The 16,035-nt window shown below is 44.9% G+C and carries 10 protein-coding genes and 2 pseudogenes; 8 read left to right on the top strand and 4 right to left on the bottom strand.

The window, feature by feature from the left end; all coding sequences use genetic code 11:
• Nucleotides 1-138: 138 nt before the first annotated feature.
• The 6 genes and pseudogenes from AC6B99_RS06070 (at nt 139) to AC6B99_RS06045 (ending at nt 10,483) form a co-directional block, all read left to right on the top strand.
• Entirely contained in the window at nt 139-2,637 is a 2,499-nt protein-coding gene (locus AC6B99_RS06070; protein ID WP_496662997.1) for a GH39 family glycosyl hydrolase, read from the top strand.
• A gap of 218 nt (nt 2,638-2,855) precedes the next feature.
• On the top strand, nt 2,856-4,094 hold the full coding sequence (locus AC6B99_RS06065; protein ID WP_494862903.1) for a PTS transporter subunit EIIC: 1,239 nt from the start codon (nt 2,856-2,858) through the stop codon (nt 4,092-4,094).
• A gap of 41 nt (nt 4,095-4,135) precedes the next feature.
• Nucleotides 4,136-6,409, top strand: coding sequence for a beta-glucosidase family protein (locus tag AC6B99_RS06060; protein ID WP_496662996.1), 2,274 nt, complete (start codon nt 4,136-4,138; stop codon nt 6,407-6,409).
• A gap of 458 nt (nt 6,410-6,867) precedes the next feature.
• Nucleotides 6,868-7,767 (top strand): annotated as a pseudogene (locus tag AC6B99_RS06055) (NAD(P)-dependent oxidoreductase); the annotation flags it as partial.
• Between the two features lie 717 nt (nt 7,768-8,484).
• On the top strand, nt 8,485-9,093 hold the full coding sequence (locus AC6B99_RS06050) for a TetR family transcriptional regulator (RefSeq protein WP_494862760.1): 609 nt from the start codon (nt 8,485-8,487) through the stop codon (nt 9,091-9,093).
• Nucleotides 9,094-9,172: 79 nt separating this feature from the next.
• Nucleotides 9,173-10,483 carry an alpha/beta hydrolase gene (locus tag AC6B99_RS06045; RefSeq protein ID WP_496662995.1) on the top strand — a complete coding sequence of 437 codons (1,311 nt, stop codon included), beginning with the start codon at nt 9,173-9,175 and terminating at the stop codon, nt 10,481-10,483.
• Between the two features lie 156 nt (nt 10,484-10,639).
• Here AC6B99_RS06045 and AC6B99_RS06040 read toward each other — a convergent pair whose 3' ends face one another.
• The 4 genes and pseudogenes from AC6B99_RS06040 to AC6B99_RS06025 all read right to left on the bottom strand — a co-directional run bounded on the left by AC6B99_RS06040 (nt 10,640) and on the right by AC6B99_RS06025 (nt 14,308).
• A complete protein-coding gene (locus AC6B99_RS06040) occupies nt 10,640-11,866 on the bottom strand; it encodes an epoxide hydrolase family protein (protein WP_056033289.1) in 1,227 nt (408 codons plus the stop codon).
• A 69-nt stretch (nt 11,867-11,935) separates the two neighbouring features.
• On the bottom strand, nt 11,936-12,298 hold the full coding sequence (locus AC6B99_RS06035; RefSeq protein WP_496663013.1) for a MarR family winged helix-turn-helix transcriptional regulator: 363 nt from the start codon (nt 12,296-12,298) through the stop codon (nt 11,936-11,938).
• A gap of 227 nt (nt 12,299-12,525) precedes the next feature.
• Nucleotides 12,526-13,611 carry a DUF3626 domain-containing protein gene (locus AC6B99_RS06030; RefSeq protein WP_496662994.1) on the bottom strand — a complete coding sequence of 362 codons (1,086 nt, stop codon included), beginning with the start codon at nt 13,609-13,611 and terminating at the stop codon, nt 12,526-12,528.
• Nucleotides 13,612-13,757: 146 nt separating this feature from the next.
• Nucleotides 13,758-14,308, bottom strand: a pseudogene (locus AC6B99_RS06025) (TetR/AcrR family transcriptional regulator).
• Between the two features lie 14 nt (nt 14,309-14,322).
• Between AC6B99_RS06025 and AC6B99_RS06020 the strand changes: the two are divergent.
• Both AC6B99_RS06020 and cyoE read left to right on the top strand, forming a co-directional pair.
• The gene (locus AC6B99_RS06020) at nt 14,323-14,454 is read left to right on the top strand and encodes a hypothetical protein (protein WP_496662993.1); all 132 of its coding nucleotides are present in this window, start codon (nt 14,323-14,325) and stop codon (nt 14,452-14,454) included.
• A gap of 481 nt (nt 14,455-14,935) precedes the next feature.
• A complete protein-coding gene (gene cyoE / locus AC6B99_RS06015; RefSeq protein ID WP_494882229.1) occupies nt 14,936-15,856 on the top strand; it encodes a heme o synthase in 921 nt (306 codons plus the stop codon).
• Nucleotides 15,857-16,035: the final 179 nt, after the last annotated feature.

The raw sequence follows: 16,035 nt of genomic DNA, 5'->3' as shown, positions 1-16,035 counted from the left end.
GTTGGATCATACTAGAAATGGTGGTGAGTTCAGCAGTACTATCACCTAGGTGAGTTGCAAACTAAGGTATAAGTGACTTCATATTGTATCTTCCTCTCTTTCAGTACATACTATGTGTACGGAAAGGGAGGTCACCCCATGCGATACCTATACGAATTTATCAAACATCAGGATGACATGCCTATGCACTTGTTTGTGAATAGTGTTGCGCATGTTCCTTACCATTGGCACAAAGAAGTTGAGATCATTTATGTCCTGCAAGGAGCGGTAACGCTCCTGGTGGATCAGCAACAGTATGAGCTAGAACAAGACGATATTTTTGTAGTAAATAGCATGTCCGTACACAAGGTAGAACGCACCCAGCAAGACAATGTGCTTCTTACGCTACAATTCAGCCCTACATTATTGGAGGAAGAAACTTATATTGCCTGCAATTCTTCCCGTCAAACGGTGGAAGATCGGGGATACTATAACCAAATCCGTCGATATTTAGCCCAGCTTGTTTGGGAATCGACCAAAACTGCGCCAGGTTTTCGCAGCTTCTCGTTAGGTCTGTTGCATCAATTGACAGGGTATCTTACCCGAAAATTTTCCGCCGGCAAGAACGAAGCGCTGCAGACCGATGGCAAGCCGCAAGATTATACCCGACTTAACCGGGTTTTAAAATATATTGATGGTCATTATAGAGAGAAACTCACCCTTCAATCGATCGCCGATCAAGAGTATTTAAGCTTGCATTATTTCGCTCATTTTTTCAGCGGCAAAATCGGCATGCCATTTCAAAAATATTTGACGTCGGTTCGCCTGGAGAAGGCGGTGGCCGAGATGACGGAAGCAAGCAGCAAAAGCATAACCCAGATTGCCTTAGACTGCGGCTTCGCTAACGTCAAGTTGTTTAATAAGTACTTTAAGGAAAAGTACGATATGACGCCAACGTCTTTCAGGGAATCGCTGAAAACCGTTGTAACGCGTAATCGTGATCAATTGGCATCTCTTACCAAAGAGTCACCGAATAGCGATTACTATGTGATCGACACCATACAAGCGATGGAGACTTTATTCCGCTATCTAGAGGAGGATAAAGGAGACACCCATATATCTTCCTTGAAAAGATTGAATCAGGAACCCAGCCGTATTCATGTGGGGTCAAATGTTAACGTAGAACCTTGCGTAAAGCCATGGAAGCAAATCATTGGTGCCGGAAGGGCGCTTGAAGGACTACGTTCGGACTGGCAGGAGCAGTTTCGCGACCTGCAGCGAAACTTAAGATTTTCACACATTCGTTTCCACGGCATTTTCAATGACGAAATGATGGTGTATCAAGAGACCGAAGACGGGAACGCCATTTATAATTGGGCCTATATCGATGAGCTGTATGACTTTTTGCTGGAGTCTGGCATACGGCCATTTGTGGAGCTGAGCTTCATGCCGACTTTGCTTCGGCGCTCGGATGAGACGATATTTTGGTGGAAGGGGAATATTGCTCCTCCGGCTGATCAGAGCAAATGGGATGCCCTAGTCGGCAATTTTGTGCGTCACTGTTTGAATCGCTATGGGCGGGACGAGGTTGCAACGTGGTACTTTGAAGTATGGAACGAGCCTGACCTCACAGGTTTATGTTGGGCCGGAACGAAGGAAGAGTTTTTTAGCTTCTATAAGTCAACGGCCGATACCATTAAAGCGATTGCTCCGGAGCTTAAAGTAGGGGGACCCGCACTCGGTTACGGATCGATTTGGAATGATAGCTGGGCGGGGGATTTTATGGCCTTTTGTCAACAGGAAAGAGCACCGCTGGACTTTTTCTCTTTTCATGTCTATTCCGAGTATCCCAATAAGAAGGAAGAGGCGGAGAAGCTCACTACGATTATGCCGCCTTCCTTCTATATAGACACTATTCATCGTTTAATAGATCAGATCGGGACAGAAGCAAATGCATCGCTTGAGCTGTTTATTACCGAATGGAATTTTTCGCTTTATGATCGAAACTACCTCCACGATTCCATGTTTATGGCGCCATTCGTTATTCATCATGCCTTGCACACCAGAGGACTGGTGGAGGGAATCGCTTATTGGTCTTTTACAGATGTATTCGAAGAAAGCCGCGTTCTGCCTTCCCTGTTTTACGGCGGATTCGGACTTATGAATCGGTTAGGGCTGAAAAAACCTAGCTATTATGCGCTTGAACTGCTGGGGAAGCTCGGCGATTGTGTAATGGCAGAAGGCGAGGGTTTTATCGTAACAGGCAACAGCGATGGCAGCATACAGGTGTTGATGTACAATTACGTGCACGTCGATCAGCTCTTTGCAAGCGGGGATTGGTCAGGCCTTACAGAAACGAGCCGGTATACAGTATTCGAAGAAAAAGGGGACAAGGCCTTCCAGGTTAGGCTGGAGGAGTTACAGGGGAGCTACAAAGTAACAAAGTATCAGCTGAACCGTGAGGAAGGCTCTGTGTATGACGAATGGATTCGGTTAGGCGCACCAGTTTACCTGAGCGTAGAGGAAGAAAGTTATTTGCGCAGCAGATGTGGCCCGACCATGAAGACATTTCATCTTCAGAATACAGAGCATTATGAGGATACCTGCATTCTCCCGCCTCACGGCGTGGTACTGATCACCTTGTCGAAACAATACTAAAGGATCTTTTTTGTGTACGATAGCACCCTTGCTCTTAGGCAGGGGTGTTATTTGCTGTATAACCTTAATTTATTAAAGGCAAAGCTAGGATAGGAATACCGTTTAAACAAAAAAGAACCCTGATCTGCGCAAGGAAGGACAAGAAAGCGTTATCACATCGATATATACTGAGTTTGTAGATGTTTAGGAGAGATATACATTTGGAGGGGATTAATATGATGGATCGTCTGATGAAGTGGATGACAGAGCGGTTTGCCCCGCGTCTTGAAGCCTTTACCAAGAACGTATGGGTAGATTCGATTCAGGAAGCAATTATGGTTACGCTTCCAATGATTTTTATCGGTTCCTTAATTACGCTGGTGTCTATTCTAAAGGATTATATTCCGGGTATGCCGGATTTGACGCCGATCACAACGTTCAGTTTTGGACTTCTCGGCATTTTCATTGCCTTTTTGACACCGTATATGGTCATGCAGAAAAAAGAACGCCACAAAATCAAGCTCATTTCAGGCGCGACGGGACTTTCGCTGTACTTGATGCTGTTAAAGCCAACATTTGGCGATGATGGTACCATTCAATTCGTGCTGGAACGGTTCGGTCCGTCGGGTATGATTACAGCTTTGCTTGTCGGAATTGCCGTTGCTGCCATCATGAATGCGTTCAATAAGTTTTCCTGGTTCAAAAAAGATACGAAGCTGCCCGAGTTCATCGTCGATTGGTTCGACTTTCTCGTTCCCATTGCGCTGATTCTTACCTTGGGGTGGATATTGATCTATCAGCTGCATTTCGACATTTTCGGCTTGATCGTCAGTATCTTTAAACCCCTGCATACTATTAGCCAAACACTTGTCGGATTCACCTTATTTAATATTATCGGGGTCGTGCTCTATTCGTTCGGAGTTAGCCCATGGGTCATTACGCCAATTCTGTATTCGATCTGGATTCCAGCGATTGAAGAGAACGCGAAATTAGTCGCGCAAGGTCTGGATCCGATTAACATTAATACGTTCGAAACGTTCTTCAGCGGCTGGCTCGGTGTAGGAGGCATGGGGGCAACACTACCACTGGTCATCTGGTTTCTTTTTGCAAAGTCGACAAAGCTGAAGACGATTGGCAAAGCGACGATTGTTCCTTCGTTGTTCAATATTAATGAGCCGGTCATTTACGGCGCGCCGGTCGCGTTTAATCCGATTCTTATGATTCCGATGTGGATTAATGGTATCGTTACACCAATTATCGTTTATCTCGCCCTAGATTGGGGGCTGGCGGCAATTCCGAGTAAAGTGTTCCAGTTATGGTATACCCCAATTGGGATTTCGACGTATTTGATGTCGGGGCTTAACGGGCTTCTGCTGCTGGCCGTTGTGCTACTTATTATGTTCGCAGTTTGGTACCCGTTCTACAAAATTTACGATATGCAAGAGTTAAAGAAAGAACAGCAAGAAGTACATCACTAACAGCAAGCTGAGGATTATGAGGAAAGAGGAGCTGACAACTAATGAAACAAAAGACAGAGATACTACTGCAAGCATTGACGCTGGAGGAAAAAGCGGGCCTATGCGCAGGTTTAAATATGTGGATGACAAAGGGCGTTGAGCGATTGGATATTCCACCGCTTCATATGTACGACGGCACCAACGGTATTCGTAAAACGAATAGTGACGATGAAATGGGAATCACTGGTGAAAATATGCCGGCAACCTGTTATCCAACGGGTTCGGCGATCGGTTCCTCATGGAATATCGACCTGCTGCACGAGGTTGGTGTTGCGCTGGGCATCGAGGGCAAGCAAATGGGCGTAGAGCTCTTGCTAGGTCCTGGGATTAATATGAAACGTACGCCGCTTGGAGGGCGGAATTTCGAATATTATTCGGAGGATCCTTGCCTCAGCGGCGAGCTTGGCGCCGCGTTCGTGAATGGGCTGCAGAGCCAAGGGGTTGGCGCTTCAGTGAAGCATTTTGCCGGCAACAATCAGGAGTATGAGAAGCTCGTCACAAGCTCGGAGGTGGACGAGCGTACACTGCGAGAAATTTACTTGAGTGCCTTTGAACGAATTATCAAGAAGGCCAATCCTTGGACGATTATGTGCTCGTATAATCTGCTGAACGGTTCGTACACCAGTGAAAATGAGCATCTGCTCCAAGACATTCTCCGTGATGAGTGGGGTTATGAGGGTGTAGTGCTATCTGATTGGACAGCGGTGAATGACCGAATCCGTGGTTTGAAGGCTGGATTGGATATCGAAATGCCGGGGCCTGCCCACTACAATACGAAAGCCATTATTGAGGCAGTTACAAGCGACAAGTTGAACGAGGCTGACCTAGACCGTGTCGTTTACCGTATTCTGGAGCTGGTTCGTAAAACAATGGATCCTGTAGACCTGGTGGAGAAATCAGAATTGGACTTCCATCAACTTGCAAGAAAAGCCGCGGCAGAAAGTATCGTGCTACTGAAAAACGATAATCAAATTTTACCGATCCTTCCGGAGAAGACCTCATCGATCGCTGTGATCGGCAGCTTTGCCAAACGGCCGAGAATGCAAGGTGCAGGGAGTGCCAAGGTTACCGCATCTCGGGTTGATGTGCCGTGGGAAGAGATTCGTGAGCTTGCGGGGGAATCGATTACGCTTTCCTATGCTGACGGATATCCACAGGATGATCAAGTGGACGATGCGCTGATTCAAGAGAGCGTTCAACTAGCGGCGCGTAGCGATATCGCGATTTTGTTCGTAGGACAGCCAGAATATGCCGAATCAGAAATGCGTGATCTAGAGGGAATCAATCTGCCGCCGCATCAAGTGAAGTTGATTGAACAAGTATGCGCAGCTCAACCGAGATGCATCGTTGTGACGAGCAGCGGTACAGCGCTTGCGATGCGACCTTGGGCGCAGCACGTTCCTGGCATTCTCCATGCATGGCTCACAGGCCAGGGTGGAGGCAGAGCGATAGCTGAAATTTTGTTTGGTAAGGTGAATCCCTCGGGCAAGCTTTCAGAGAGCTTCCCTGTCAAGCTTTCCGACAATCCATCCCATAAGCGGATTCGCGGAGAGAACGGCAAGCTGTATTATCGCGAGGGTCTTTTCGTAGGGTATCGGTATTATGATAGTAAGGAGATTGCACCGCAATTCCCATTTGGACATGGCTTGTCATACACGAGCTTTGTTTACACGGATTTAAAAGCCGTGCAGCAGGGAGACCAGGTGTCCGTTACCTTCCGATTGAAGAATACGGGGAGTGTACCAGGCAAAGAAGTTGTCCAACTATATGTGCACGATGAGGATTGCAAGTGGGTACGTCCCGACAAGGAATTGAAAGCTTTCGCGAAGGTGGAACTGCTGCCAGGGGAAAGCAAGGATATTCACTTCGTCCTGGAAGAACGGGATTTCGCGTATTATAACACCAAGTATAATAAATGGGTCGCTGAAACAGGTTATTTCCAGCTTGTTATTGGCAGTTCATCCCGAGACATTCGAATCAGGGAAAGAATACACTGCCAGTTCAAAAGCGAGGAAATGACGCTGCATAAATTTAGCTTGCTCAGCGATTGGCTCAGCGATTCGACCGCGAAATCGATTCTCTTGGACAATCTTACGGAGATGAACCAGCATGTGTTCGACAAAGTAGAGTTGACGGATGAGTTTGTCGGTTTCTGGAGTGACTTTCCGACGATTAAAGTGTTTCAAATGTTCGGTCAAAACTGGCTAATCGATCGTTCACCGGATCAGCTGATTGAGGAAATGATTCAAAATTTTGTGTTGATGCGAAGAAAATAAGCTTAGTCCAAAAGCAGCCTGTAAGGGATAGTAACAGCAATAAGATTGTTGTAACAAAAATACTGGTGCTTAACGTTAACTTGAGCTGTTAATGTTAAGCACCTTTTCTGTATGTCGAAGCGTTTCATTAAACAGCATTCATTAATGATTCATCTAAAGAATCCAGATGATTTTGTAAACAGAGTAGTACCCAAAATGGCGATCAACCATCGTTTGATGGTACTTCTTTTTCAACCGCTGTAACGCTAACAATACGAATATCTGCTAAGGGTATAAGAAGCATAATCGGCAGCGGGCAAAGCTAGATTTAGAACGATTAATCGAAGAGTATGAGCGCATCAAGAGTAGGGGGAAGGTGGTGAAACACCAATGAAATTGAAAAGATGATACTATTCCTTGATTGATAAAGTATACCAAATGAAAAATTTGCACGAAGCATGGCTGTCAGTAAAGAAGAGAATCAAGAAAGCGGCGGAATTATTGATGAGCTTGCACTGGTCGATGCCGTTAACGAAGGCATCGTCGCAGGAGCTGCGTTCGACGTATTTGAAGTGGAGCCTCCGCAGGCGGATCATCCTTTCTTGAACAATCCGCGCATTATCGTCACGCCACATCTTGGCGCTTCTACAATTGAAGCCCAGGAAAATGTAGCTTTTGATGTATCTGAGGAAGTACTGCATATCTAAAGAGGTCAGCCGTTCAAGAACGCAGTCAACATGCCTACGATACCGGCCAACGTGCTGAGCAAGCTACAGCCTTATTTCAACCTTGCGGAAAAAATTGGTGCGATTCTCGGACAAATTGCCCTAGGCGCTGTGCATGAGATTGTGGTTAACTATGCGGGAGATCTGGTTGATGTAGATACGAGTCCGCTCACGCGTCACATTGTAAAGGGTATATTTATGCATCAGTTGGAATCCATTAATATTGTTAATGCGATGCACTTAGCCAAAATCCGTGATGTGAACATCGTAGTTCAGAAATCAAATACCTCGAGCAGTTTCACCAACCTTTTAACTGTCACTATAAAAACAAAGCAGGAGGAAAAGACGCTGGCAGGAACGCTCCTGACCGGGATAGGGGAGCGTATAGTCCTGATTGATCAATATCCGGTAGATGTCTCGCCTTCCGGCAATCTGCTGCTGGTATCGCATAACGATAAACCGGGCATTATCGGCAGAGTGGGGACCTTGCTCGGCGACAATGATGTCAATATTGCAACGATGCAGGTAGGCCGGAAGGTCGTTGGCGGCTCTGCGATCTTGGTGCTGACCATCGATAAACAGACTTCGAAAGAGGTTTTACTCTCGCTTGAGAGCTTACCGGAAATCGTGAACGTACGTGAGCTAGTGATTTAATGTTTTGAATCTGTTCATCTTTGTTTTATGGGTAAAACGATTAAGGGATATCATCCTCCTAAGGGGTAGTGTGGAACCGCTAGAAAAGTCCCGATGATGCTTAGTTAGGTCATCGGGACTTTTTTATTTAGAAGGTAATGTAGACAATGCTTGGGATTTCAAAGACACATAGCTAGTTTTCAGAAGAAAAAATTTCTTGATTATTTCATGATTGAAAATGGAGTGATTACTGGATTTCTAGAGGAAGAATTAAGGGAGCAACTACAAAATTCTAAATAAGTACAAGAGTATGAAGAAATATCCGAGACACTAGGCTGGGGGAATGTGATTTCGAGAGACAGTTTTAATTGATACAATGAACAAGTTTTATGTACTAAAGTGTCTCAAGAAGCATGCTTTTTGAGACGTATTTTTTTGCCCATTTCTACCGCTTCAAAAGAAGTGAAAAAGCGTTTACGGCTACAGCGGCCTTGCATCGGAGTGGACTATCAAAATCAACTTTCTACCGACGTGTTAAAGAGCTTCCTAAAAGACACCGATGAAATTCAGTACGCTCTTTACCAAATTCTCATGGTCTTGCTGCCATGGGCACTGCCCAGTAGAAAATCGGCATTTATTCAGTAGGCATTCAATTAGTGAAAATAGACTTGATTTGACTTAATAATGTTTTATCAATATAATATGAATTAATTCACAACTATTTGAGAGGTGATTCACATGTTCCAAAAGGCATTTCTTAATTTGGATAAAGAGAAGCAGGATGAGCTGCTGAATAAGGCCATGCAACTTTTTATCGATCACAAGTACGAAGACGTCACGATAAAGCTGATTCTTGAAACATTGTCTCTGCATCCGGCAACATTTTACAGGTATTTTAAGGATAAGGATGATCTTTATTATGTAATGTTATGTAATGTTTCGCAGAAAAAAAAGGATTTTTTAAAAAACGATGGTCAAGAGTACGTTTACGAACTTATGGTTCGTGACAACACGGCTGAGCCATTGAATGAATTGGAAGTCAAGTTTGTTAAAACAGTAATAAATCTTCCCGTGGATGTCTTGCTTCACTTATACCTGGATCTGTTCAAAGACGAATCCATCGCCATATTCAAGGACAGTTTGCGCCGGTTGAGGTACGACGGCAAGCTCCGGCCCGACATTGACGACGACCTGATTTCCTTTATATATGCGACTGTACAGTTTAATCTGATTTTATTTTACAGAGAGGCCGGCATTGAGGAAGAAGATATGCAACTCAAGGTTCGCAAATATTTTGATAAATTTTTCCTTCATGGATTAATAAAAGACTCTGAATATGAAGAGTAGTGAGTCGAATGCTCTTCGGTGAATGCTTCTTCACAGGACAAGTCAACACGATTCAATAACTTAAATTGGAGGAGAAATTATGAAAAAAATACTGACAGCGACACTGGCAATTGTTCTCGCACTGACCATGCTCTCCGCCTGCGGCAAAAATAGCGGCACTTCCGCACATGAGGAATTTCCGAAACCGGAAAATAGCGGTACTTCCGCACATGAGGAATCTCCGAAACCGGAAAATAGCGGCACTTCTGCACAGGATGAATTTCCAAAACCGGTCGGAAGTTATACGGTCGGGCGTACACAGATGGACTTCAAGTACAAAGCATCAGACAATTCAGAAAGGGAACTGACGGCGTTATTTTTCTATCCGTCCGACAGCAGTGAAGGCAAGCCAACGGCAGAATATGCATTTCCGGAGTTTCATTCATTGAGGGATGAGCTTCTGGTTAGATTAGGGGCTACAGCGGGTGGTGAGCAGCTTTTTGACTCCAATTTTAAGACATGGTCTTACGAAGATCTGGCCTTGTCTGAAAAGGAAAAGCAATATCCGGTTTTATTCTTTGTTCATGGCGCAGGCGCTTACCCGCAGCAAGGCACTTTGTTCTCTCAAGACCTGGCAAGCTCCGGCTATATTGTGGTATCAATCGGCCATGCCGAAAGTGGTGTGTACAAACTCAAGGATGGACGAACTGTTGGTATGACAGAGGAATTTATGGACGAATTAACGAAATACGGAATGGAAGCGGCCGCCCTAACTCCCCCTGAAATTGTGACAGAGAAGCTCGAGGAAGAAGAAGCGATTGAGATTGCTCGCAAATTGACTTCGGCGCCTGAAGCAGTGAAGTTTGCAAAATATGCCGTTTTACAGAGCGAGGATATTAGATATGTCGCAGATAGTCTGTACAAAATGAATACAGGTGACATTGAATCCATGTTTAAAGGCAAATTGCAGCTTGAAATCGGTATGGGTGTGTTTGGACATTCTTTTGGAGGAACGACAGCGGCAATTGTTAGCCGTGACGATGACCGATTTGTCGGCGCTGTAAATCTTGACGGTAATATGTTAGGTGCCCTGGATAGCGACCTTAAGAAACCCTTCATGCAGCTCGGCACCGTGCTTGCGTATAATACGAATGCATTTCTTCTTGAATCCAACAGCCAGGAAACCTACTTTGCCATTATTCATAATGTGACTCATGGTGACTTCTCCGATTCCTTGTTTACTACTACAAATGAAGCCTCCAGAGGAACCCGAGATGCCATGGAACAGCGCAATATTATTACCTCTTATACAAAGGCGTTTTTTGATAGATATATGTTGAAAAAGGAAACGGAAATTGAAAGCCTTACCTTTGACGGCGTAGAAATGATTAAGAAGCCACAAAAGAATTAGACTAAGATTTATCAAGATCTAAACTTAATAAAATCAAATAACAAAAAGGGTTCTACCTATTATGCATGACTAATAGGAGGTTCCCTTTTTGTTTAATTATCCTAAACGACCAAAGAACCGCGAACCTTTATTGAAAGCTCGATTCGGTTGAATCCTTTATCGACGTCCTCGGAAGGTGCGGCGCAAATCCTCAACCCACTTGTCCGGAACTTCCCAGGGGATGAAGTGTCCACCATGCTCGTGGGCTGTGATGTTGACATGTTTATACCAAGGAGCCCGATCGCTTTCGAGAAAATTCGGTACGCGATTTTCGGTCGTGATACCCGGCGGATTTTCGTAGCCCACAAAGGTAATACCGGTTGGTGCCTCAATGACAGGCGAGCGACTATGATCGGGTGTCCATGGATAGCGGTTATTGTTTGCATAGATGCGCATTGAGGTTTCAATGGCGTTGTTGACCCAGAAGATGGTTGCGTGTGTAAGGATGTCGTCCTTAGTAAAGACATTCTCGACATTGCCGTTATTGTCACTCCATTTGGTCCATCGTTCCAAAATCCATGCGAGCATTCCAACTGGCGAGTCGCTCAGACTGTAGGCGAGTGTGCTGGGATCAAGAACGTGTACGGCGAGATGCGATGCGAAACGGCGATCAAACTCCAAAATTTGCGATTTGATTTTCTCAGGGATGTTGTCGGGAATGGGACGGCCTCCGGCGAAATCCCAACCGCGATCTCCGTTAAAGAAGTTCAGTTTTAGAGCAGACCCGATGTGTATGGCGTAGAGCTCGTCACTATATTTGTGTCCCAGTTGACCGGTCACGAGAGCACCTACATCGCATCCCCCTGCCGCGTATTTCGCATAGCCGAGAGTATCGGTCATGAGCGTATGCCAGAGATCGGCAATTTTCCAAAAGTTCATGTCTGGATGGCTCGGCAGTGGCGTCGAGAATCCAAAGCCAGGAAGGGAGGGCACGATTACGTCGAATGCTTCAGCCGGATCGCCCCCGAATGCGCCAGGGTCCGCTAGTGGATCAATGACCTTGGACCAATGCCAGAACGTCCAAGGCCAGCCATGGGACAGGATCAAGGGTATAGGGTTAGGCCCCACGCCAGGTTTACGCATAAAGTGCACAGGAACTCCGTCAACATTTACTTTATAGTGTTCGTAGGCGTTGATCGCCTTCTCGGATTTGCGCCAGTCAAACTCGTTAATCCAGTAGTCGACGAGTTTCTCAAGGTAGTTCCGACTAACACCGTAAAACCAGTCATCATTACCGGCATCGAGAGGCCATCTGGTGGCCTTTAAACGATTTTGAAGATCAGCAAGTAAATCATCTGATACGTGGATCGGACTCGGTTCAAGCACGAAAGGAGCTGTTGTCATAAGTGTTCCTCCTTGTATTCGTTTGTTTCGTCCGTCACTCGGGTATGAACAACGGAAATGCAACCGCGACTACGAATCGGTTCCCAGTTCGACCAGACGCTTCAATGCGGGAATGGCGGAGGCAATTGCCTGTTTTTCCTCCTCAGTGAGTCCTTCACTGAATTTCGAGAGCTTCGTTATGCGATTCAAACGACGAGAATCAATAACATTTGCCCCCAGCGCGGTAATGTGCACTTGAACGACTCGGCCATCATTTGGATCTGGCCGGCGCTCGACGAGCCCGTCTCGTTCAAGTCGGGTCACCAATTGTGTGATTCCCGACTGCGTAACTTGCTCATTAACGGTCAGCTCAGTAAGCCGCATGGGACTCTTGAGGGACAACGTGTGCAGGACGGAAAGGGTAGTGAAGCTTAGTTTTTCAATGGACGGCATCCGAATGAAAATCCTCGTTAAATCTTCGAACACCATAGCGAAGTCGCTAACGTTCAACTCAGTCAGGTTATTTTTAGGTTTCATGTATAAAACTATATCATGAACTTATATAAGTGTCTAATGTAAATTGGGTTGGCCAAGACTCCAAACTAGAGGATCCTCCAGAAACTTGCCAACAATTCAAACTCCTTGTGACTGAAGGAGAAGGGTACAGAATTGCTCCATCTTCACTTTTCCATTGGCTTTCCATATCTCACTAAAACATGCCAGAGTAATTTTAATTGTTGCAGAACTTCATTATAGGTTCCTCTATCGCTCCAATTGCTTGGATTTCGTTTCAAGTCCATAGCTGCAGAGCCAATCATATTTGCATCAATAAAATGACTTTGCGCAATTCTTTTGGCTAGTGAAGGCATCGAAGGACCTCTAAAATTCATAGGAACCTCATCAACCAAAAGTGTAAAGCCCATGTGCCAGTAAAGATCAATTGAATACTTTAAACCTATCTGTTCTAAGATTCGTCCTATATGGGTGCCCTTAAATGATGGATCGGCAACAAGCATCTTTACGTCTTCTTTAAGAAAAATGTCACCATGAACCTGAGCTTCGATATAGTGGTTAAGATTTCGGTTTGGCTCTTTATTTGATGGATTTTGGAATGGTTTCTCAAGATTAACGAGCATATGGTCGATTAACTTTTGAACCGTCAGGTTTTTTTCACCAATGGCAAAATCACTATAGAACGCATCCCTCATGAGAGCGGCCAAAATGAGGTCAAATTCCTCATACGTCCCTTTTTCCTTGGGGTCTTGGTGAGAATCCAAATAAGTATAAGTGCAACGATGAGAGACCTCAGTGGATAAAAGGAAATAGCATGATCCAAAACGTGGAGCAGGTCCATCGGGATGTAACATGACATTGAGTGCCCCATACTTGGGCCGTTCGCTATTGGTTGAGCCATTTATTTGGTACGCTCCGCCAAACATTTTCTTCTCCCAAACGTCACGTTCACCACCTGAAAATGCTGATACACTTCCATTCGATAGGAAAGTCTCAAACTGGCTTTTATAAATTCCCTGCTCAAGTAGTGCTTCAGCAACGCTTTTCATGGTCGGGTCTAATCTATCTGGGTGAAAGTGTAGCGCGACATTTGCGTGAGATTTTAGTTTAGTGATAGCCTCTTCAAATGTCTTCGGCTCGATGTTGGACATTCGAAGAATTTCCCTAATGGTTTGCTCCACCTCATTTTTGCGGCTTCTTGCGTAATTTGTTATATGATCTTGAGCTAATTGCTGAGACCTCGTTAATTTCATGGGCAGAGGAGTCACTTCCCTTTTTATAGAATCATAATTCATTATGGACAGTAAGGGAAATTGACCCTTTAGGAATCGCCTTGTGTGGGCTGTATAAATAAACCTGGTCTTATTACCGATTTGATTAATGACGAATGTATAGCTTCCTACTCACAAATTCTTTCCAATAAAGCCCCTAATTGCTCTGCTAATACGATATAAGTTACCGGTCTCTCGTTCATAAACCACCATTCGATTACGCCTACATAGGAAGATGCCACGAATTGCACGACAAGCTCTTTATTCAACCCTTCATTCTTGCCATGGTTGTTATCCACTTCGTCTTGGAACTCTTCAATAAGAAATTCGAGAAAACGGCTGCGGAAGAAGGAGGCTCCTTTGCTAGCCAGTATGTGGAGAAAAATGCGTAATTAGTTTCAAAATACTCCGTCCATATTACGGACCCCGTTACAAAATCCAAATCTGCTGATGCTTCGCATCTTTCCCGGAGCTCGTCAATATGCTTCTCGATGAGCTTATCCAGCAAATCGTATTTATCCATATAGTGAAGATATATCGTTCCACGGCTGACGTTTGCTTGATCCGAAAGATCCTGAATGGTAATATCGTCAAAACTTTTCTCAGACATAAGTTCAATAACGGCTGTTTTTAAGGCTTCCTGGGTTTTAAGGATTCTTCTATCAACCAACACGTGCATACATGGAAGAATTATTGCCGGACATTCTGGACGGAACCCTCGAACCAGGACGCGTGTTTGACGTAACGGTTGATTTGGATGGCGTACCGGAGGGGTATCAAGCCATTGACAACCGTAAAGCGCTCAAAGTATTGATTAGACCTTAAAATTTGGTCACTACAATGATTGTTGATTCATCAAGGGTAGCCCTAAGTTATTTATAGGGCTTCCCTTATTTGATCTATTTCATCCCAACATTTCTGCGGTAAAGTTAATGAAATTTTTCGATTTTTTTCTATTGGCTTGCAGCCTGCCCCCTTTTCTCTTACCTCCTCTATAACCAGTTGAACGATCCTCTTTTTCTATGCTTATTAGCTTCCTCAACTCATTTTTTATTTGTGAATAAATCCAATTTATAGGAGTGAACTGAAATTAGTTCATAAATTTCAAGAGTCAGTCTAAAGCTTGATTACAGTGCCGTCTTGGACCCGCAAACGGGTTGTTCACGAAAGCGACAAGGGTTTTTGACAGAATCTTGAGGGTTGATTGAATAATGACACATCTTAATGAAGCTTTATGGTAACCTATAGATGTAACCTAAAGAAATAACCTATAGAAATGAAAACACATACAGGGAGTGTTATTCTCATGCTGATGCAAAGCAATACAAATAGTATCGAACGAATGCCGATCTCCATTACGAAGGTGCTCTTTGAAACGATAAAGTTTGGTATTATCAAGTCGAATCTCATTGCGATGATCGCAGGGCTTAGCATGGCGCTGTACGTTCATAACTTATCGTTCTTCGATAAGATCGGCAACATCGTGTTGGCTTTGATCGGATCTGCCTTGGTGATCGGAGCGGCCGGCATCTTCAATAATTTATACGATCGCGATATCGATGCCATTATGGAACGGACGAAAAATAGGCCGACTGTATCCGGAATCGTTGACGTCGGGAGCGGGCTGATCATGGGGATCTGGATCGCGGCAGGCGGCCTTGTCGCATTGTATATTTCATCTCCGCTTGCCGCTTACTGCGGCTTTCTGGGGCTGTTCCTCTATGTCGTGCCTTATACCATGTGGACGAAGCGCAGAACCATCTATAATACGGAGGTGGGCAGCTTGTCAGGTGCAATGCCTCCGCTGATCGGTTGGGCCGCAATCTCGCCTGACATTTTTCACCCTGGTGCAATGGCGTTGTTCCTGTTAATGGTGATTTGGCAGATGCCACATTTTTATGCCATCGGGATTCGTCGTATGGAGGAATACCGGGCGGCTAACATCCCGATGCTGCCGGTCGTCAAGGGCATTCGGAGAACGTACGTGCAGATGAATGTATATCTGGTTGCATTGTTCCTGAGCAGCTTCATGTTCTGGTCCTTTAATCCGTACATCGCTGTGGCGAATGCGCTCCTGAGCTTGGCCTGGTTAATTCTGAGCGTCGACGGATATCGTCGGAAGCCGGAGGAAAAGTGGGCGCGTTCGATGTTCATTTTTTCGCTGAACCACATCACGGTGCTGCTGCTAATGATCGTCGGCTACTCCTTGGGTGCTCCTTTGTTATAATGGCAATCCCTCTCGGTCGGGATTTTAGGTGAATAGACATAAGATTTCGGATAACATAAATGAAAAAAGTCGCAAAGAGAGCGGCTTTTTTTTCTCCGCATTAAAATAATAAAAGGGATTGTGAAGAGGATATGGTTAAAGCAGTGGATCAAACCTCCTAAAACGAAAAAACAATCATT

This window comes from Paenibacillus liaoningensis, assembly GCF_059609455.1.
The sequence above is the reverse complement of the archived record's forward strand: the minus strand, read 5'-3'. Positions and strand labels throughout refer to the sequence as shown.

Excerpts from the sequence above, each read along its gene's own strand:
- AC6B99_RS06065 (WP_494862903.1), top strand. The coding sequence starts at position 2,856 with ATGGATCGTCTGATGAAGTGGATGACAGAGCGGTTTGCCCCGCGTCTT.
- AC6B99_RS06045 (WP_496662995.1), top strand. The coding sequence starts at position 9,173 with ATGAAAAAAATACTGACAGCGACACTGGCAATTGTTCTCGCACTGACC.
- AC6B99_RS06060 (WP_496662996.1), top strand. The coding sequence starts at position 4,136 with ATGAAACAAAAGACAGAGATACTACTGCAAGCATTGACGCTGGAGGAA.
- AC6B99_RS06040 (WP_056033289.1), bottom strand. The coding sequence starts at position 11,866 with ATGACAACAGCTCCTTTCGTGCTTGAACCGAGTCCGATCCACGTATCA.
- AC6B99_RS06035 (WP_496663013.1), bottom strand. The coding sequence starts at position 12,298 with ATGCCGTCCATTGAAAAACTAAGCTTCACTACCCTTTCCGTCCTGCAC.
- AC6B99_RS06050 (WP_494862760.1), top strand. The coding sequence starts at position 8,485 with ATGTTCCAAAAGGCATTTCTTAATTTGGATAAAGAGAAGCAGGATGAG.
- cyoE (WP_494882229.1), top strand. The coding sequence starts at position 14,936 with ATGCTGATGCAAAGCAATACAAATAGTATCGAACGAATGCCGATCTCC.
- AC6B99_RS06030 (WP_496662994.1), bottom strand. The coding sequence starts at position 13,611 with ATGAAATTAACGAGGTCTCAGCAATTAGCTCAAGATCATATAACAAAT.
- AC6B99_RS06070 (WP_496662997.1), top strand. The coding sequence starts at position 139 with ATGCGATACCTATACGAATTTATCAAACATCAGGATGACATGCCTATG.